This window comes from Desulfovibrio sp. TomC (genome assembly GCF_000801335.2).
Classification (GTDB): Bacteria; Desulfobacterota; Desulfovibrionia; order Desulfovibrionales; family Desulfovibrionaceae; genus Solidesulfovibrio.
In genome coordinates this window covers 16,368-32,588 of sequence record NZ_JSEH01000001.1, presented here as the reverse complement: position 1 = coordinate 32,588, position 16,221 = coordinate 16,368, and the positions used below count along the sequence as shown (strand labels likewise).

The window sequence follows — 16,221 nt, the reverse complement described above, 5'->3', positions numbered from 1 at the left end:
CTACCGCTTCAACAGGGCAAAGGGGTCAAACGCCTCAGGGACATCAGGGTCATCGGGGCCATCCGCTACGCTTGGGGGCGGCGGCGATGCGGCGGCATCGGCAAACATGCCTCCCTCCTCCCCAGCCGTTGTCGCATCCAAGTCGAGGGCTTCGGCATCCTGGCCCGACGCCGATTGCGCCTGAGCGTCGAGGATGTCCAGAGAGGCCAAGAGCATGTCGCGGAATCGGGCGACCAGGGCCGCCTTGCGGGCAGCCAGAACGTCGATGTCCCGGGCCAGGGCGGCAGCCTGCCCCTTGGCTTCGGCCAGCATGGCCGCCGCCTGATCGCGAGCCTCGTCCAGAATGCGCTCGGCTTCCTGGCGGGCCTTTATTTTCAAATCCTCCACGATCTGCTGCGTTGTCAGCAACGTATCGCGAAGAGTGGCTTCCCGGCTCCGGTATTCGGCAATCTCCCGGGTCAGGCAGTCGTTGGCCCGGGTCAGGGCCATTTTCTCTTCGGCCAGACGGCCGATGGAATCCGCCGCCTCGGCCACAAGACGATCTACGGCATCACGGCGATAGCCGAGGAGGCTGTGCGAGAATTTCCGGTCAAGCAGATCAATTTTATCCAGGGTCACGGCTCACGCATCCGAACCGCAGACGGCTAGACCAGCCGTCCCGCAGCAGTTACGGGCAACTGTCCGGGTATCGGCCGTCACCGCCGCCACCCTACATGCGCCCCATACCCACGCCGCCAAGGCGCATGAGGGTGGGCACAAGAAACCACTGGAGAAACTGCAACGCCAGGATCACGACAATGGGCGACAGGTCGATGCCGCCAATCGTGAGAAACGGAAACCAGCGCCGAACCCGGTAAAAGACCGGATCGGTAACAGCGCGAAGAAAGCGGACCACAGGGTTGTACGGGTCGGGACGCACCCAGGACAGCAAGGCAGAGATGAGGATGACCCAGAAATAGAGGCTGAAAACGATGTCGAGCACCCTGGCCAGAGCAACAAAAAAATAGCCAATGATATCCATGCGTATTCCTTGCGATCAGTAATCAAAAACCAACGCGCTTTACCTGAAAAATGGCACAGAGCAGGCCATTAATCAAGACAATTCCGGTTCCTTGCCGTCAACGCCAGGTGAACCGGCCCTCTTCCCGGCCAGACAGGCACGCAGGCTGTCAAAGTCCGGCACGAACATGGCCGCAGCCAGGGCTGGATTTTTATACGACCAGAAAGGAATTCCAGCTGCCGCCGCTGAACGCTCATCCAGAGCCGAGTCGCCGATATAAGCCACAGTGTCCTTGGACAGATTCCAGGCGTCCAAAATACGATAGACGCCCTCAGGATCAGGTTTGGGCCGTTTAAGGCTTCCGGCGCTTATGACCGGCGAAAAATACCGGTCGATTTCAAAGTGCGCCAGCAAGAGTTCCACCGTCGAGGTCCGGTTGGTGTGCACGGCCATGCGAATGCCCTGCCCGGCCAGGACATCAAGCAGTTCGACCAGTCCGTCTTCCAGAAAAATGTACGGGAAGATATCCTCGTAATTGAGATTTCTCCGAACGATCTCAGCCTCTTCCAGGCGGTCGGCCGGGATGATGCGGACCAGGCATTCGGTGACCGAATGCATATGGACATACTCCTCCTCATCCGGGGTGATGGGGAGCATCCCCAGACCTTCGCGGATCAGGTTGTAATACATGCGGTTGGCGTCTCTGGAATCGACCAGGACGCCGTCGCAGTCGAAAATCACGCCGGTTAGCCGGGAAAGGAACTGCGGCGGAGAAGTCGGATTGCACACGTACACCGAAAAACGCCTCCTTAGGCCTGCACGGGGCTTATCGGGTTGACGACAACAATCGGCCGGGGCGTATCCAGCCAGGGAGCCTGGGCATCGGGCCGGGTCTTGCCCAGAAGCCGCCACCCCGTCACCGTGGCAACCGACAGCGCCATGTTCGGGGGGCCATCCGGGAACCAAGCAGCCAGGGTCTGGCCCGAGGCAGCGTCCAACCCCAGATCGGCGTCAAAAAGCGTGGCCGCGATATCGGGATCAGCAATAAAAAGACCGGCTCCTTGCGGGGCCAGAGCCCAAAACGGCGACAGGAGCTGCTGCCAGGGCGGCCGAAACTCATCGGCAAACGCGGCGGCAGTGGGCATTGTTCCGGCAGCCGACAAGGCCGCAGTCAGCGCCAGGGTGTCGTCATCGTCATCCAGGTCGGCTTCGATTCCCAGGCTTTCGGCCAGCCCCAGGCGGAAGCGGTCGTCGAGGCCCCCGGCCTCAGCCAATTCGGCCACGCTCTGTTCGATCATGGCGGCCAGACACAGGGAAAGCTGGGCTGCCTTGGCCTGGCGGGCGGCCACCCGCTCGGGATGGAGCTGGTCTTCCAGTTCCTCGCGCACGGCAAAGGTGGTGTCGGCAAAATAATGCCCCTTGGAGGCTCCGGCCAGCAGCGCAAGATCCTTGGGATTTTTGGTTTCCCGCCGCAGTCGTTCGAATTCGCGCAAAAATCCCGCCAACTCCGTCTCGGGAAGCGCCAGCCCGGCCGGACGCAACATGCCCGGTTCGGATGCGTCAGCCAACCCGGGATCGAGAAACAAAACACCGGGCACGGCAACCGCGGCCACAGCCGGCGTCAGGCAGGGGAAATGCAGCAACACTGAAGCGTCGCCTGACAAAGCGTTCATGAAAACCGTCCTTTGGCATAGAAACCGTTTACCTGCCCTGGCGTGCCAGATACCGCGGGCATCGGCCCGGACAAGGGGGAAAGGCCTGCAAACACAGGTCGCCTGCGGCATGGACACAGTCCGGGAAGGACGTCGTACCACCGGGCAGGTAATCCTGACAATTCCCTTCTTTGGCCAAGGTGGCTGGAAACCGGGCCTGCCATAACGCCTCGGCCTGCTCGTCACTAAGACTCAGGTTGTCAGCCCGCAGCACGAAATCATCGAAAGCCCGGCACAACCGCCGTACCACGGCGCAGCAGTAGTCCTGGCAAAGACCGGGATTCAGATGCTCTTCATACAGGCACCGTCCTCTCAGGCAATGGGGACAGCCCTCCCCGGACAGTCGGGTCAAACGGGCGGGCATGACGAATTTTCCATGTCGGCCGGCCTTTCTTGACCTGCCGGCAGGCCGCGTGTAAAGCCTTGGCCAACCCACTTGCGGAGGCGCAGCATGTTTGGAATAGGATTTCCGGAGCTTCTCATTATCCTGGTCATTGTGCTTATCATTTTCGGAGCCAACAAGCTGCCCGAGATCGGAGCCGGCATGGGGAAAGCCATCAAGAATTTCAAGAAGGCCACCAGTGAACCCGACGAGATCGACGTGACGCCGGGCAAGGCCAAAGACGACACGACGGACAAGAACTAGCCGGCTGTAAACTGCCGTTGAAAGCCCCGGGGGATGTCCCTCCGGGGCTTTTTTTATGCCAGACGTCCATGAGCGGCCTACAGCGTCCGGGTGACGGCCAGCAGAGCCTCGGTCAGCCCCTGGGCCATGGCTTGTCGCTTGTCCGCATTGGCCAGGGCAGCTGCGTCGTCGGGGTGGGAGAGAAATCCTGTTTCGACCAATACCCCTGGCGCTTCCACCGCGCCAAGCAATCCGAACGGTCCGGCCGCCGCTCCCCGTATCGGCAAAGGCGCGCTGCCGGGCATGGCCCGGGCCAGGGCCGTCGCCAGCTCCCGGCTTCGTCCGCGCCTGTCAGAACCGACAGCCGCGCGTACAGCCGACACGAACACCCCCTCTCCTCCCCGCGCCGTCCAGGATGCGCCCGCCTCCTGGGCGGCATTCTCAGCCCGGGCAACCAGGGCAGCCAAAGCATCGGAAGGTTGGCGGTCGTAGGCATAGACAATGACGCCGGCGGCTGTCGGTTCGACCACGCGGGTAGCGTGCAGGGAGACAAGCAGGTCTGCGTCGTAAAATCCTACCAATCCGGCCCTGGCCCAGCCCGGCAGAAAGACGTCGGAGGTCCGGGTGAGCTGGAGGATCACGTCGTTCTTGGACGCAGCCAGCAACCGAGCCAGACGCAGGGCAATATCCAGGGTCACGTCGGCTTCGCGAAGCCCCCCGACGCTCGCGCCGCTGTCCGTGCCGCCATGTCCGGGGTCGAGGAGCAGTCTGGCCGGGCCCTGGCGCGCCGACCGGCCGGTGCGGTTCAGAAGCGCCGCACGTTCAGCCTGGGCTTCCCGGGCCAGAGCCGATGGCCGGGGACGCGGCGCAGACGCCTCGCGGCCCGGGCTGCCCTTGCCCGGCAGCGGAAACTGGCTGATTGTCTCGGCCAACATCCGCGACAACGTATCCTCGGGGTTGAGGCGAACGGCCAGGGTGAAATGGGACAAGGCTGCCCGGGCGTCGCCCTGCTGGTAGTAGGCCCGGCCAAGCAAGGCCTGGACCCGATCATTGCGCGGGTCCTTGTCCTCGGCTTCCAGGAGCAGGGGCAGGGCCTTGGCGGCATTGCCGCCGATCAGTTCAGCCTGCGCCGTGCCGGCCAGTTCGTCGGCAGTATCTGCGAAGGCGACGCCCGGCCGGCAGGCGACAAGGCCGGCTGCGGCCAAAAAGGCCAATGCCTGACGGCGATTCATGCGGTTTGCTCCGAAAGACTGCGCTGTACAGCCGCGAGGATGCCTATATGGTTGTCCGGGGCAAACCAGGTGATGGCCGCATCCTTGCGAAACCAGGTCATCTGACGCTTGGCATAGGCCCGGGTATTGGAGAGCCAGGCCTCCTTGGCCTCTTTGAGATTGCATCTGCCAGCCAGATGGGCGGCAATTTCCGGGCCGCCAATGCCGGTCAGTCCCGGAACGTCGGACGGATAGCGGGCGAGCGCCTGCCGCACTTCCTCAACGGCTCCACCGGCGGCCATGCTCTCAATGCGCCGGGCCAGCCTGGGCAGCAGTTCTTCCATGGGGACGGACAGACCAATCATGACGGCAGCATAGTCCGGGGCAGCGGGATCACCCTGCCGGTGCCAGTCGGAAAAGGCCCGTCCCGTGGCCGCGAAGACTTCCAAAGCCCTGGTGACCCGCTGGCGATCGGCCGGGGCGATGCGGGCGGCATAGTCTGGGTCGGCCGCCGTCAACCGGGCGTGCATGGCGGCCGGTCCCAGGCGTTCCCAATCGGCCAGGACACCGGCCCGCACTGCGGCAGGGGTCATCGGAATGGGGGCCAGCCCGCCGAGAATGGCCCGGAAATAGAGTCCCGTGCCCCCGACAAAAAGAGGCAGACGCCCCCGGGCGCTGATGGCGGCGGCAGCGGCTCTGGCCCGTACGGCAAAATCCCCGGCAGCCACCGGAACGTCAAGCGGCGTGTCGCCGTAGAGACGATGCGGGCAGGCGGCCTGTTCTTGCGGCGTGGGCTGGGCGGTCAGCACCGGGATACCGGCATAGACCTGACGTGAATCCACATTGACCACTTCGCCCCCGAGAGCGCAGGCCAGGGCGATGGCGGCCGCGGTTTTCCCCGTCCCTGTGGCTCCAAGCAGGCACACGACCGACGTTTTGGCCACGCTCAGCCTTCCCTGCCGTTTGGGGACGCCTGTTCCAGGCCGTAGCGAGCCAGCATCCGCTCACGCACCCGGTCCGGCACCATGCCCCGGATATCGCCGCCATGCTTGGCCACTTCCTTGACAATGGTGGAACTGATGTAGAGCCATTTATAGTCGGTCATGATGAACACGGTCTCGATGGTTCGGTCGAGTTTGCGGTTCATGAGCGCCATCTGGAACTCGAATTCAAAATCAGACACCGCCCGCATCCCACGCAAAATCACGTTGGCCTGACGCGCTTTGACGTAATTGACCAGCAGGCCCCGAAAGCCCTCGACCAGCACCCGGTGGTCATTGGCAAAGACCTCCTCGGCAATGGCAATGCGCTCTTCCAGGGAAAAAAGCGGCGTTTTGTGGGAATCTCCAGCCACGGCCACGACCACGGTGCCAAACACCTTGGCCGCCCGCCGCACCAGGGAAACATGGCCGTTGGTCAGGGGATCGAAGGTTCCGGGATAGATGGCTGTGCAGGGCTTGCCAGTGTCCATACGATAATCCTCGTTTGACCGTAGGTTCGGTCGATCAGGCAGAGAAAGGACGGCGGAACGGCATCAGGGGGCAGTTCCACGCCGGCTTCGATTTCGGCTACGACCACGCCGCCATCGGCCACGAGGCCCAGAGAGGCAAGGTTGGCCAGAGTCGGCGGCAAGAGTCCCTGGCCATAGGGCGGATCAATGGCCACGAGGTCGAAGCGTCGCCTGCCCAGTCGGGGCAGCGCCTTGACCACATCAGCCTCCATGATCCGGGCGACGCGGGGGTCTAAGCCCAGGCCTCGCAGATTCTCCCTGAGCACCTTGGCCACAGCCGGACTGCGTTCGATAAAGACGGCCGCTTCGGCTCCCCGGGAAAGGGCTTCAATGCCTACACTCCCGGCCCCGGCATAGCAGTCAAGGACCTGGGCGCCGGCAAATACCACGCCCCGGGCCGTCAGCATGGAAAAAAGCGCTTCCCGCACCCGCCCGGTGGCCGGGCGCAGCCCCGGGGCGTCGATCACTTTGATACTGCGTCCGCCAAACCGGCCGCCGATAATACGCATAAGGCTCCTATCTGGCCCCGACAGCCAGGGCATACAGGCGCGGCAATCGGCGCTCCAGCAGCCGGGCCAGACCGTGGCACAGGCTGTAGGTGACGAGCACCAGAAGCAGCATATAGGCGATGCCGACCAGACTGCCGGAGGGTTTGAAAAGAAACCGGGTCCCGTAGATCAGATAGGAAAGAACCGGCTCATGGGTGAGATACACGAAAAAGGAGGTTGCGGCGAGCCGAAGCAGCAACGAGTTGTCACGAAGAGGGCAATAAGCCGACAGGAGCCAGAGGGTGATGGTTCCGAAAATCATGCTGTGGCGATACAGTAAATGGTAATAGGACGTCGCCCCGTAGTAAAATTCAAAATGGGCAGTGACGAACAGGAAAATCAAATACACAACGGCCACAGGCAGCGTCAGCCACCGAGCTCCATCAAGATTAACCTTGCTTTGGGACAACACGCAGCCGCCATAGAAAAAGAGCAGCCCGCTTAGCTCAATGGGAATGCCGGCCTGGGGCATAAACATCCAGACCGCCCAGCATGCCGCCAGTCCAAGAAGCGGAATTTCCTTGGAAAAGACATAAAATACCGGAGCCAGGAGAAAATAGACGTAGAGATCCCGAAGGAACCACAAGGTGTAGACGACAGGATAGCGATAAATCCCAAGCAACAGCTTGAGGATACCGTCTTTTTCCACCATATGGATGTCGCCAATATACGGAACCTTGTTAAACACGACAATGAGCAGCAGGCTGATGGCGTTAAAAAACAGATACGGCAACAAAATAGTGCGGGTCTTTTTGAGGATCATCCGGCCATAGGAATGGACATCGGGCTTGTAGGTCAGAAAAAAAAGATACCCGGAAATGGAAAAAAAGAGCGGCACGGACAATCGAAAGATGTTGTGGGGAAAAAAATCCAGATAGATCCGCAATAGATCCGGAATCTCCGTGTAATACGCCTGCAGACCTTTTTCGGCGTGGATGCCGATGACGAATACGACAAGAAGCGTTCGCAATACGTCGAAACGCTTGGAAATTTCAGGAACAACCAGGGAACGTGTGGACATGGACTCTCGCGTGGCTATTGCAGCAGGTCGAATTTTAAAAAGCGCATGGTCATCCCGGCCCGTCCCTGGGTGGCCGAACGCAGTTCCGTGGAAAAGCCAAACATCTGGCGCAACGGCGCCAGGGCCGTGACCGTCTTGTGGCCGCCCCGGTCCACCATGTTTTCGATCTTGGCCCCCTTGGAACCAAGGAGACCGATGGCGTCGCCGATAAAGGCGTCGGGCACGCCGACTTCCAGCTCCATGATGGGTTCCAGGAGGGCAGGACGGGCGGCGCTGAGGGCCGCCTTGAGCGCCTGGCTGGCAGCCATGCGGCAGCCGACGTCAGTCGTCTTGCCTTCGACCGGGAAGATCCCTGTCACCCGCACCCGCACGTCCTGCACCGGATGGCCGGAGAGCGGGCCGCTTTGCAGGCCGTCTTCCAGCCCTTCGGCCATGGCCGCGCTCCAGGTCGGCGGATAAGTCTGACGGTCAATCTCGAAAACGATGTCGCGCCCGGCCTCACGGGGCAACGGCGAAACCGCAAGCGTCACCCGGCCATGGTGCAAGCGCTCGCCCAGTTCCCGCTCAAACTCGCCCTCGCCGGCCGCTTCGATCGTCACCGTCTCCTGATAGACAACCTGCGGCTTGCCGGCCCGGGGCGAGACGCCGTATTCCCGGCGCGCCCGCTCCAGTACCACGTCAAGATGCAGTTCCCCCATGCCGGAGAGAATCATCTGGCCGGTATCCGGGTCGTGTGTCAGGGTGAGGGTGGGATCTTCCTCGGTCAGTTTGGCCAAGACTTCCCCGAGGCGCTCGGTTTCCTCAGCGTTTCGCGGCTCCAGGGCCAGACTGATCACCGGTTTGTAACCGGCAATGGTTTCCAGCAAGATCGGGGTTTCCCGGGCGCATAATGTGTCGCCGGTGGCGGCATGGCGCATACCGGCAATGGCTACAATCTCGCCCGGATCGGCAATCTCGGCCTTTTCGCGGTGGCCAGCATGGAGATGAAAGAGCCGGGCCGGGCGTTCAATCTCGCCCCGGGTGGCGTTATAGACATCCTTGCCGGCTTCGATGCGGCCGGAATAGACCCGGGCGAATACCTGCCGCCGACCGGTCTCCATGCTGACCTTGAAGACCAGGGCCGCCAGCGGCGCACTGACGTCCGGGGGAAAGGCGACGGCGGCCTTGGTTTCGGGATCGACGCCAACGGCCCCCTCCCGGTCAAGGGGGCTTGGCAAATAGGCCAGCACGCCGTCGAGGATCGGCTGGATGCCGACATTTTTAAGGGCCGAGGCGGCCAAGACCGGCACCAGCCCATGGGCGATGGTCCCGGTGCGCAGAGCGCCAACGAGCAGCCCAGGGGCTATGGGGTGGCCGGAAAGATAGGCTTCCAGCACGGTCTCGTCGTAGTCGCAGGCCGCCTCGACCAGTTTTTCCCGCCAGGGACCGGCCAATTCGGTCTCGGCAGCCGAAAGCGGCCTCCGGGTCATATCCCCGCCGCCGGGCTCGAAATCAAGCCGCTCCAGGGTGACGAGATCAATGAGGCCGGCCAGTTCCGGCCCCTGGGCAACAGGAATGGACACGGCCACGGGATTTGCTCGTAATTTTTCACGCATGGCGGCCAACACCGCCTCGAAATCGGCCCCGGGACGGTCGAGTTTGTTGACGACTGCCAGCTTGGGCACGCCGTAATCCACGGATTGCCGCCAGACCGTCTCGGATTGCGGCTCAACGCCGGCCACGGCGCAAAACACCCCCACCGCGCCGTCAAGCACCCGCAGCGAGCGTTCCACCTCGATGGTGAAATCCACATGGCCCGGGGTGTCGATGATATTGATCTGGTGGTCTTTCCAGGAGCAGGTGGTGCAGGCCGAGGTGATGGTGATGCCGCGTTCCTGTTCCTCGGGCATGAAATCCATGGTGGCGGTGCCGTCATGGACTTCACCCATGCGGTGGATGCGGCCTGAGAAAAAGAGAATACGCTCGGTCAGTGTGGTCTTGCCGGCGTCGATGTGGGCAATGATGCCGATGTTGCGCAGGCTGGCCAGACGGCTCTTCTTGGTGCCCTTTTTGGCGCTCATGCTCGCTCCGGTGGGTTGGCAGGGTGCGTCGGGCAAAAACAATCAGGCGATATCCGGGCGCGACGGGGCAACAGCGGCTCCCAGGCGATGGATGCGAAAGGCTTCACACGGCAATTGCGGCCACAGCCAGAAGGTTTCCCGGCCGGGGCCAAGGACCAGCGGAGCGGCGGCAAGATCGGACAAATCGGGCTGTGGCGCGACATACAGGGCATCATAGCCGCAGCCGGCCGCGTCCGCCAGTCCACCCTGTCCGGACGTCCAGGCCGGCAGATCGGGACAGGGGGCGTCGTGTCGGACAAAGGCCATGTCGGGATGGGCAAAGGTCAGGGCAGCAATGTCGAAGTCGGTCTCTCCCGGGCCAAAGACCCCGGCCCGGCCGGCAATGCGGGCCGAATGGACGGCAAGAGACAAAGGCAGCCGGGGGGGCAGGGCCGTCTCGCCCAGGACCACCACCGCTCCCCTGCCCTTGGCCGGCAACTCGGACAAAAGGCCCGGCAGCACGCGGACAGGCAGACGGCAGGCCATTTCCACGCCGCACAGCTCCAGGGCGGTGAGCAGCGGCCCGGGCCAGGACGCGCCCAGGCGCACCACGGCCACATCAGGCACCCTGGCGCACAGGACCGGCACAACAGCTGCCGCCAAACGCGCCGGCGACAGAAAATCCCGACCGCAGACGACGACGACGAAATCCAGGGGAAGGTCCTCGGTGGTCAGGAGCAGATCATGGCCCAGGCTGTCGCGGCGTTGGGTCAAAACCGGCCTTGGACCGCCCACGGCGGCATAGACGGCGGCCAGCCCGGTCTTGATCCAGGCCCGTCGGCCATCGCCGGTTCGGGCATAGGCAGCGGCGAAGACCTCGTCGGCGACCCGGCCCTGTTCCATGGCCTCGGGCCACTGTCCCGCAGCAAGCGCAAAGGAAGGGTTCATGGCTTCGCCTTGTGGCAAACGCAAACGGGGCGGCCAGCCGCCCCGTTTTGCCGCCGGATTGTCCCGAAACGCCGTGGCGTTCCGGGACAGCTCGTTACAACCAGCGTTTGGCCCAGTGCCGCCAGCTGCCTTCGATGGCCTGGCGTTCATTCTCGGTCAGGGTCTTCTGGTATTCAAGGTAGGACAGTTCGGAACGCAGCTTGGCGTAATCGAAAACTTCCTCAAGTTCCTTGAAGTTCTCCACGGCATACATGTAGCGTTTCCAGGCCGCACCATACTGGCTGGTACGCCAGTAGAAGTCCGCGACAAACAGTTCATGCTCAGCCAGACGTTTGCGGCATCGACGGATGTAATCAGCCGCTTCCTTACCGTATTCTGTGTCCGGGAAGGTCTGTTCCAGGAGATAGAAGTACTGGATGGCTTCCTGGAGGTTGCTTTGCGGCATGTCGATGGACTCGGAACGCTTGAAATTGGAGACGCCGATCTGATAGAGGACGTACGGAATTTCTTCGCTTCTCGGATGGACCGACTCGAATTCTTTATATGTTTCAGCAGCCATCCCGTATTCTTCGGTGAGGAAGTAGGCGTCGGCCAGAGCCACGGTGCCCATTGGGGTGTAGGGGCTAAACGGGTAGCGATCCTTAAGCTTCATAAAGAAGTTGATAGCCCCGTAGTACTCTTTCTCCGACATGGACTGCCGGCCAGCCTCGTAGAGCTCCTGGGCAGTGTCCTCCGGCGGCGGCAGGAAGTAGTAATCGACCAAGCCGGCGCAACCGCCAAGAAACAGCAGCAGGCAGCTCAAAGGCAGGAAACGGCGCAACATCACATTCATGGTATATTCCCGGATATGGCCCGGTCCTGGCCGGGCGCCATGCGGCGAACGGGACGTCGCCCTTGACTGGCGACAGGTCCCGGCGTCTCGATGCGCGTCCTCTTACCAAATGGCCCAGACGGGCACAACGGAAAAAAGCCGAACCCGTCCGCCCCGCTGCCCTCGCAGCCCGGTCGAACGGGTTTGGCCGTCAGTCTTGGGGAAACCGCGAACTGATATAGGTGTAAGCGGCATGCGCAGCCACGGCGCCGTCGCCGACGGCAGTGGCCACTTGGCGGCAGGACTTTGAACGAATATCGCCGGCGGCAAAGAGGCCGTCGATATTCGTACGCATCTCCGCATCAGCCAGGATGAACCCCTGATCATCGCGGGCGAGCGCCTTGGGATAAAAATCGCCCTGCGGCTCAAAGCCCACAAACACGAAGACGCCGTCAACCGGAATGGTGCGGCAATCGCCGGATTTGACGTCGCGCACCTCAATACCGGTCACGCCGTCATCGCCGGAGATGGAACACACGACCGTCGAGCGCAGTATCTCGATGGACGAATTGGTGGAACAGCGGTCCTGATAGCATTTCTGACCACGGAAATCGTCACGACGGTGGATAAGGTAGAGCTTTTTGACCAGTCGGGCCAAGTAGAGAGACTCCTCCAGGGCCGAGTTGCCGCCGCCGATGACGGCCACGGTCTGGTCCCGAAAGAAGTTCCCGTCGCACAAAGCACAGTAGGAAACGCCCCGCCCGGCAAATTCCTTTTCGCCGGGGATGCCCACACGTTTGTAACGCGCGCCAGTACACAGGATCACGGCCTTGGCCTCGACGACTTCCCCGCCCACATGGATGTGGTGGAGCCCGGCGGCGGATTCAATAGACGTGACTTCGTCATTGATCCGATCAATGGCATAGTGCCCGAGATGGGCGGCCATGGCGTCGGACAATTTCCAGCCCTCAATCCCGTCCGGAAAGCCGGGGTAGTTCTCGATCAGATGCGTCATAAGCATCTGCCCGCCAGGCGAGAGCTTTTCCACCAAAGCCACGGACACGTCGGACCGGGCCAGATACAGGGCGGCCGTTATGCCAGCCGGACCGCCCCCGATCACGACAGCGTCGAAACGTTTCATGGATTAGAGCGCCTTCTGGGTAAGCATTTCCTTGATGCTGCTCTTGGAAACAGCACCGGTGATCTGCTCCACGACTTCGCCGCCCTTGAAAAGGATCAGGGTGGGGATGGCGCGGATGCCGTACTTGCTCGGCGTGCTGGGGTTCTCATCCACGTTCATCTTGGCCACCTTGACCTGGCCGGTATATTCGTTGGCCAGTTCATCAATGACGGGTCCCATGGCGCGGCAAGGTCCGCACCAGGGAGCCCAGAAATCCACCAGGACGGGCAGGTCGCACTGCAGGGCTTCGGCTTCGAAGTTCGCGTCGCTCAGTTGGATGGCCATGGATGCTCTCCTTTCATGGGCTTGGCCGACCACCGCGGCGGTCGGGTTTTTATCCGTTTGGCAGGCGGTCATGGCCGACCGCGTGTTCCCTGTGAACAGGGTCCGTAATCGTTTAAACCTATTGCGGCAAGGACCGGCTGTCAACCGATCCCGGCCCAAGCGGTGCGCCGGCGTGGTAATCCCAGGGCACTTTGCGCCCCCGGGGGATGGGGGCCAGGGTCAGGTCATGCGTCAGCCCATTTCGCCCCAGCAGACAGCCCGTGGCCGCAATCATGGTGGCATTGTCGGCGCAAAGGCCCGGCTCGGGCAGATAGAGCGGCAGCCGTCGCCGGGCGGCCAGATCGGCCAGCATGGTCCGGATGGGGCCATTCGCCGCAACCCCGCCAGCAGCCAGGATCGAGGCCGGGCGCACGGACTGGGTGGTAAGCGCTCGCTCCAGTTTGACCCGCAGCGTGTCGGCAATGGCGTAATTAATTGAGGCGCACACCACCCGAAGGGCCTGGGGCCAAGCATCGGGGTCGATGGGACCGCCGGAGACGGGCATGGCCGTCACGCGCAGTTCGGGGTGGGCGGCGACATAGGTGGCCACGGCGGTCTTGAGGCCGCTGAAGCTGAAATCAAGGTGGTCGTTTTCCAGATAAGGACGGGGAAACAAACTGCGGTCCGGTGTGACGCCCTGGCCGAGCACGTCGATAAAGACGCCGCCCGGATAGGGAAGATTGAGCGACTTGGCAGCTTTGTCAAAGGCCTCGCCAGCCGCGTCGTCAATGGTTCGGCCAAGGACGGTCATTTCCAAGGGGGAGTCCAGGCGCACGATCTGCGTGTGCCCCCCGGAAACCAACAACCCCAGAGCCGGATACGCGACTTCGCGGCCCAGAGTGGCGGCCATGAGGTGGGCATGGAGATGATCCACGCCAATAAGCGGCTTGCCCGCCCCCAGACACAGGCCCTTGGCCGCAGCCAGGCCCACGAGCAAGCTGCCGAGCAGCCCCGGCCCCCGGGCCACGGCCACGGCGTCCACGTCGGCTATAGACCGTCCGGATTCAGCCCAAAGCGCCTGCAACAGCGGTCCCATGCGGCGCAGATGCTCACGCGAGGCCAACTCCGGCACAACGCCGCCGTACACCGCGTGCAGCCCGGCCTGGGAAGCCAGCTTTTCCAGGATCGGACGGCCGTCGTCGCAAAGGGCGACAGCCGTCTCGTCGCACGACGTCTCAATGCCAAGACACAACATGCCGGATCAGGACTTGTGTGCGCGGCCGTAGACTTCCATCACCTTGGCCACATCATTTTTGCTGCCGATAAAAAGCGGCACCCGCTGATGCAGTTCCGTCGGTTCGATGGACAGGATGTCGCGTTCGCCGTCCGTGGCCGCGCCGCCGGCCTGGGTGATGACAAAGGCCAGGGGATTGGCTTCGCACAAAAGCCGCAGCTTGCCCGTGGGTTTGGTGGGGTCGCGCCGGTCGGCCGGATAGAGGAAGATGCCGCCGTAAAGCAGGTTGCGGTGAAAGTCCGCCACCAGCGAACCGATATAACGGCCGCCATAGGGCTTGCCGCGGGGGTTGTCCGTGCCCTTGAAGGCATTGACGATTTCCCGGGTCGGCGCATCCCAGTAGGACCAATAGGCTTCGTTGACCGAATAGATTTTACCGGTGTCCGGAGTGCGGATGTCCGGGTGGGACAGCAGGAATTCCCCGACACTCGGGTCCAAGGTGAAACCGTGCACGCCCTTGCCGGTGGTATACACCATCATGGTGGAAGTGCCGTAGAGGAAATAGCCGGCTGCCACCTGCTTGGCTCCGGCCATGAGCAGCTCGCACAGGTTGTCGCCGGAACAGCCGTCAGGGACGCGGTAAATGGAAAATATGGTGCCGACATTGACGTTGGCGTCGATGTTCGACGACCCGTCCAGGGGGTCGAAAATAAGGAAGTAGTCGCCTTTGGGGAACTGATCGGGGATGGTTACGAGGTCGGCGTTTTCTTCGGAAGCGATGGCGCACAGGACCCCGGACCGCTCCATTCGGTGGATGAGCACCTTGTTGGCGTACTCATCAAGCTTTTGCACCTCTTCACCCTGGACATTGATCTCGCCGGTAAAACCCAGGACATCGACCAGACCGGCCTTGCGGACCTCCCGGGAGATGATCTTGGCGGCCAAGATGAGATCATTGAGCAGCCGGGTGAACCGGCCGGTGGCCATGGGGGACTCTTTCTGGTGCAACAGCAGGTGTTCGATGACGGTAATCTGCGGCATAGCGTTTCTCCTCCCGCCGTCAAGGCGTGGGCACGCCGGGCGTGCGGCTCCTAGGCCTGCGGCCTTGGACTATCGTACAATCAGCAACAAATTCCCACAAGATTTTCCGGGGTTGGAAACAAAAAAAGCCGGCGGCCGAAACCGCCGGCCATGGGATCATCGCATACTCAGGGATTGGCCGTCGGGTCAGCCGGCATCGGAAGCGGCTCAGTGGACGGAATCTTGACATCGGATTTGGGCCCAGGAGCGGCTTCTTTTTTGGGTTCCGGCTTCTGGGTCCGCACTTCCCGGGCATCAGTCAGGTAAACCAATTCAAGCTGGCCGAGGTAGCGCGCCTGCCAGACATACTGGCCGCCAGCGGCATTGATGTCGCCCTGGACAGATTCCTTGAGCATATCCGACCACTTGAGCGCAGCCAACGCTTCTCCTTGTCCACTGGCGCCGGGCCACACCAACCCATCGGTGGAGACAACGACCAGCGCCCCGGGATCGGAGGAAAAGCGGACGAGATTTCGCGGATCAAAGTAGGCAACCACAAGGCCGGCCCACTCGTTTTCCTTGAAAAAGGGTGCTGCCACCAGGACCACGGTGCCCATTTCGTCGGTCACGACCCGGGCGCCCATCTTGCGCACCTTGTAGCGCTCCGACTGCTCAAGCAGAGGGGCGACATCCAGGGGACGCATGGGCACCGCCGGCACCTGTCCCACAGTGACGCCTGTGGTATCCACCACGACCACGCCGGAGAGCCAGTTGTGATTGGTCAGCAGTTGCTGTGCCCATTCCTGCTCCGGGGGGGTGTCCTGGCTGCCAAGGACCCGCAACATGGCCAGCAGACGCTCATCCACGGGCATGAACAAGGCCGCCAGGCGTTGCAGCCCCTTGTCGGTAATGCCCTGGTCGCTGAAGTCGATGGTGGGGTCGGTGTTGATGTATTCGCGGTAGAGCTTGCGGGTTTCGCGCCACTTGGTTTTCATGGTGCCGCAGCCGGTGAGCGTAACAAGGCACAATAAGGCGGTCATGGCCGCGATGGCAGTACGTTTCAAGGCCGTATCCTCTTGCTGTTCCTGATTGGTGGGA

18 protein-coding genes are annotated in these 16,221 nt (G+C 62.3%); 1 reads left to right on the top strand and 17 read right to left on the bottom strand.

What is annotated here, in order from left to right; translation table 11 throughout:
- From NY78_RS00195 to NY78_RS00180, 4 genes are all read right to left on the bottom strand, one after another.
- Positions 1-618, bottom strand: a complete 618-nt coding sequence (locus tag NY78_RS00195; RefSeq protein ID WP_082139831.1) for a DivIVA domain-containing protein — start codon at positions 616-618, stop codon at positions 1-3.
- A 91-nt stretch (positions 619-709) separates the two neighbouring features.
- Positions 710-1,021 (bottom strand): YggT family protein, encoded by a 312-nt coding sequence (locus NY78_RS00190; protein ID WP_043630329.1) that lies wholly within the window; start codon positions 1,019-1,021, stop codon positions 710-712.
- A gap of 72 nt (positions 1,022-1,093) precedes the next feature.
- On the bottom strand, positions 1,094-1,795 hold the full coding sequence (locus tag NY78_RS00185) for an HAD family hydrolase (protein ID WP_047959954.1): 702 nt from the start codon (positions 1,793-1,795) through the stop codon (positions 1,094-1,096).
- A 14-nt stretch (positions 1,796-1,809) separates the two neighbouring features.
- The gene (locus NY78_RS00180; protein ID WP_043630328.1) at positions 1,810-2,673 is read right to left on the bottom strand and encodes a hypothetical protein; all 864 of its coding nucleotides are present in this window, start codon (positions 2,671-2,673) and stop codon (positions 1,810-1,812) included.
- Between the two features lie 490 nt (positions 2,674-3,163).
- On the opposite strand from NY78_RS00180, the gene NY78_RS00175 reads away from it, so the two are divergent.
- Positions 3,164-3,358 carry a twin-arginine translocase TatA/TatE family subunit gene (locus NY78_RS00175; RefSeq protein WP_043630325.1) on the top strand — a complete coding sequence of 65 codons (195 nt, stop codon included), beginning with the start codon at positions 3,164-3,166 and terminating at the stop codon, positions 3,356-3,358.
- Between the two features lie 77 nt (positions 3,359-3,435).
- On the opposite strand, the gene NY78_RS00170 is transcribed toward NY78_RS00175, so the two are convergent.
- The 13 genes from NY78_RS00170 to NY78_RS00110 form a co-directional block, all read right to left on the bottom strand.
- The gene (locus NY78_RS00170; RefSeq protein ID WP_043630324.1) at positions 3,436-4,569 is read right to left on the bottom strand and encodes an N-acetylmuramoyl-L-alanine amidase; all 1,134 of its coding nucleotides are present in this window, start codon (positions 4,567-4,569) and stop codon (positions 3,436-3,438) included.
- Positions 4,566-5,492, bottom strand: a complete 927-nt coding sequence (gene miaA / locus NY78_RS00165) for a tRNA (adenosine(37)-N6)-dimethylallyltransferase MiaA (RefSeq protein ID WP_043630322.1) — start codon at positions 5,490-5,492, stop codon at positions 4,566-4,568. The genes NY78_RS00170 and miaA overlap by 4 nt, the downstream gene beginning before the upstream one ends.
- A gap of 2 nt (positions 5,493-5,494) precedes the next feature.
- Positions 5,495-6,019 (bottom strand): pantetheine-phosphate adenylyltransferase, encoded by a 525-nt coding sequence (gene coaD / locus NY78_RS00160; protein ID WP_043630320.1) that lies wholly within the window; start codon positions 6,017-6,019, stop codon positions 5,495-5,497.
- On the bottom strand, positions 5,965-6,567 hold the full coding sequence (gene rsmD / locus NY78_RS00155) for a 16S rRNA (guanine(966)-N(2))-methyltransferase RsmD (RefSeq protein ID WP_043630319.1): 603 nt from the start codon (positions 6,565-6,567) through the stop codon (positions 5,965-5,967). Before rsmD ends, coaD begins: the two co-directional genes overlap by 55 nt.
- 7 nt (positions 6,568-6,574) lie before the next feature.
- The gene (locus NY78_RS00150) at positions 6,575-7,627 is read right to left on the bottom strand and encodes an acyltransferase family protein (protein WP_043630317.1); all 1,053 of its coding nucleotides are present in this window, start codon (positions 7,625-7,627) and stop codon (positions 6,575-6,577) included.
- 14 nt (positions 7,628-7,641) lie between these two features.
- On the bottom strand, positions 7,642-9,687 hold the full coding sequence (gene fusA, locus NY78_RS00145) for an elongation factor G (RefSeq protein ID WP_043630315.1): 2,046 nt from the start codon (positions 9,685-9,687) through the stop codon (positions 7,642-7,644).
- A gap of 42 nt (positions 9,688-9,729) precedes the next feature.
- Positions 9,730-10,614, bottom strand: a complete 885-nt coding sequence (locus NY78_RS00140; RefSeq protein ID WP_043630312.1) for a hypothetical protein — start codon at positions 10,612-10,614, stop codon at positions 9,730-9,732.
- A gap of 94 nt (positions 10,615-10,708) precedes the next feature.
- Positions 10,709-11,446 carry an outer membrane protein assembly factor BamD gene (locus tag NY78_RS00135; RefSeq protein ID WP_043630310.1) on the bottom strand — a complete coding sequence of 246 codons (738 nt, stop codon included), beginning with the start codon at positions 11,444-11,446 and terminating at the stop codon, positions 10,709-10,711.
- Positions 11,447-11,636: 190 nt separating this feature from the next.
- Complete coding sequence (gene trxB, locus NY78_RS00130) at positions 11,637-12,566, bottom strand: thioredoxin-disulfide reductase (protein ID WP_043630308.1); 930 nt, start codon at positions 12,564-12,566, stop codon at positions 11,637-11,639.
- A gap of 3 nt (positions 12,567-12,569) precedes the next feature.
- Positions 12,570-12,890 (bottom strand): thioredoxin, encoded by a 321-nt coding sequence (gene trxA, locus NY78_RS00125; RefSeq protein ID WP_005990356.1) that lies wholly within the window; start codon positions 12,888-12,890, stop codon positions 12,570-12,572.
- A 118-nt stretch (positions 12,891-13,008) separates the two neighbouring features.
- Entirely contained in the window at positions 13,009-14,124 is a 1,116-nt protein-coding gene (gene tsaD, locus NY78_RS00120) for a tRNA (adenosine(37)-N6)-threonylcarbamoyltransferase complex transferase subunit TsaD (RefSeq protein ID WP_043630305.1), read from the bottom strand.
- A gap of 6 nt (positions 14,125-14,130) precedes the next feature.
- Positions 14,131-15,144, bottom strand: coding sequence for a class 1 fructose-bisphosphatase (gene fbp / locus NY78_RS00115; RefSeq protein ID WP_043630303.1), 1,014 nt, complete (start codon positions 15,142-15,144; stop codon positions 14,131-14,133).
- A 167-nt stretch (positions 15,145-15,311) separates the two neighbouring features.
- Positions 15,312-16,187 (bottom strand): hypothetical protein, encoded by an 876-nt coding sequence (locus NY78_RS00110; protein ID WP_043630302.1) that lies wholly within the window; start codon positions 16,185-16,187, stop codon positions 15,312-15,314.
- Between the last annotated feature and the right edge of the window lie 34 nt (positions 16,188-16,221).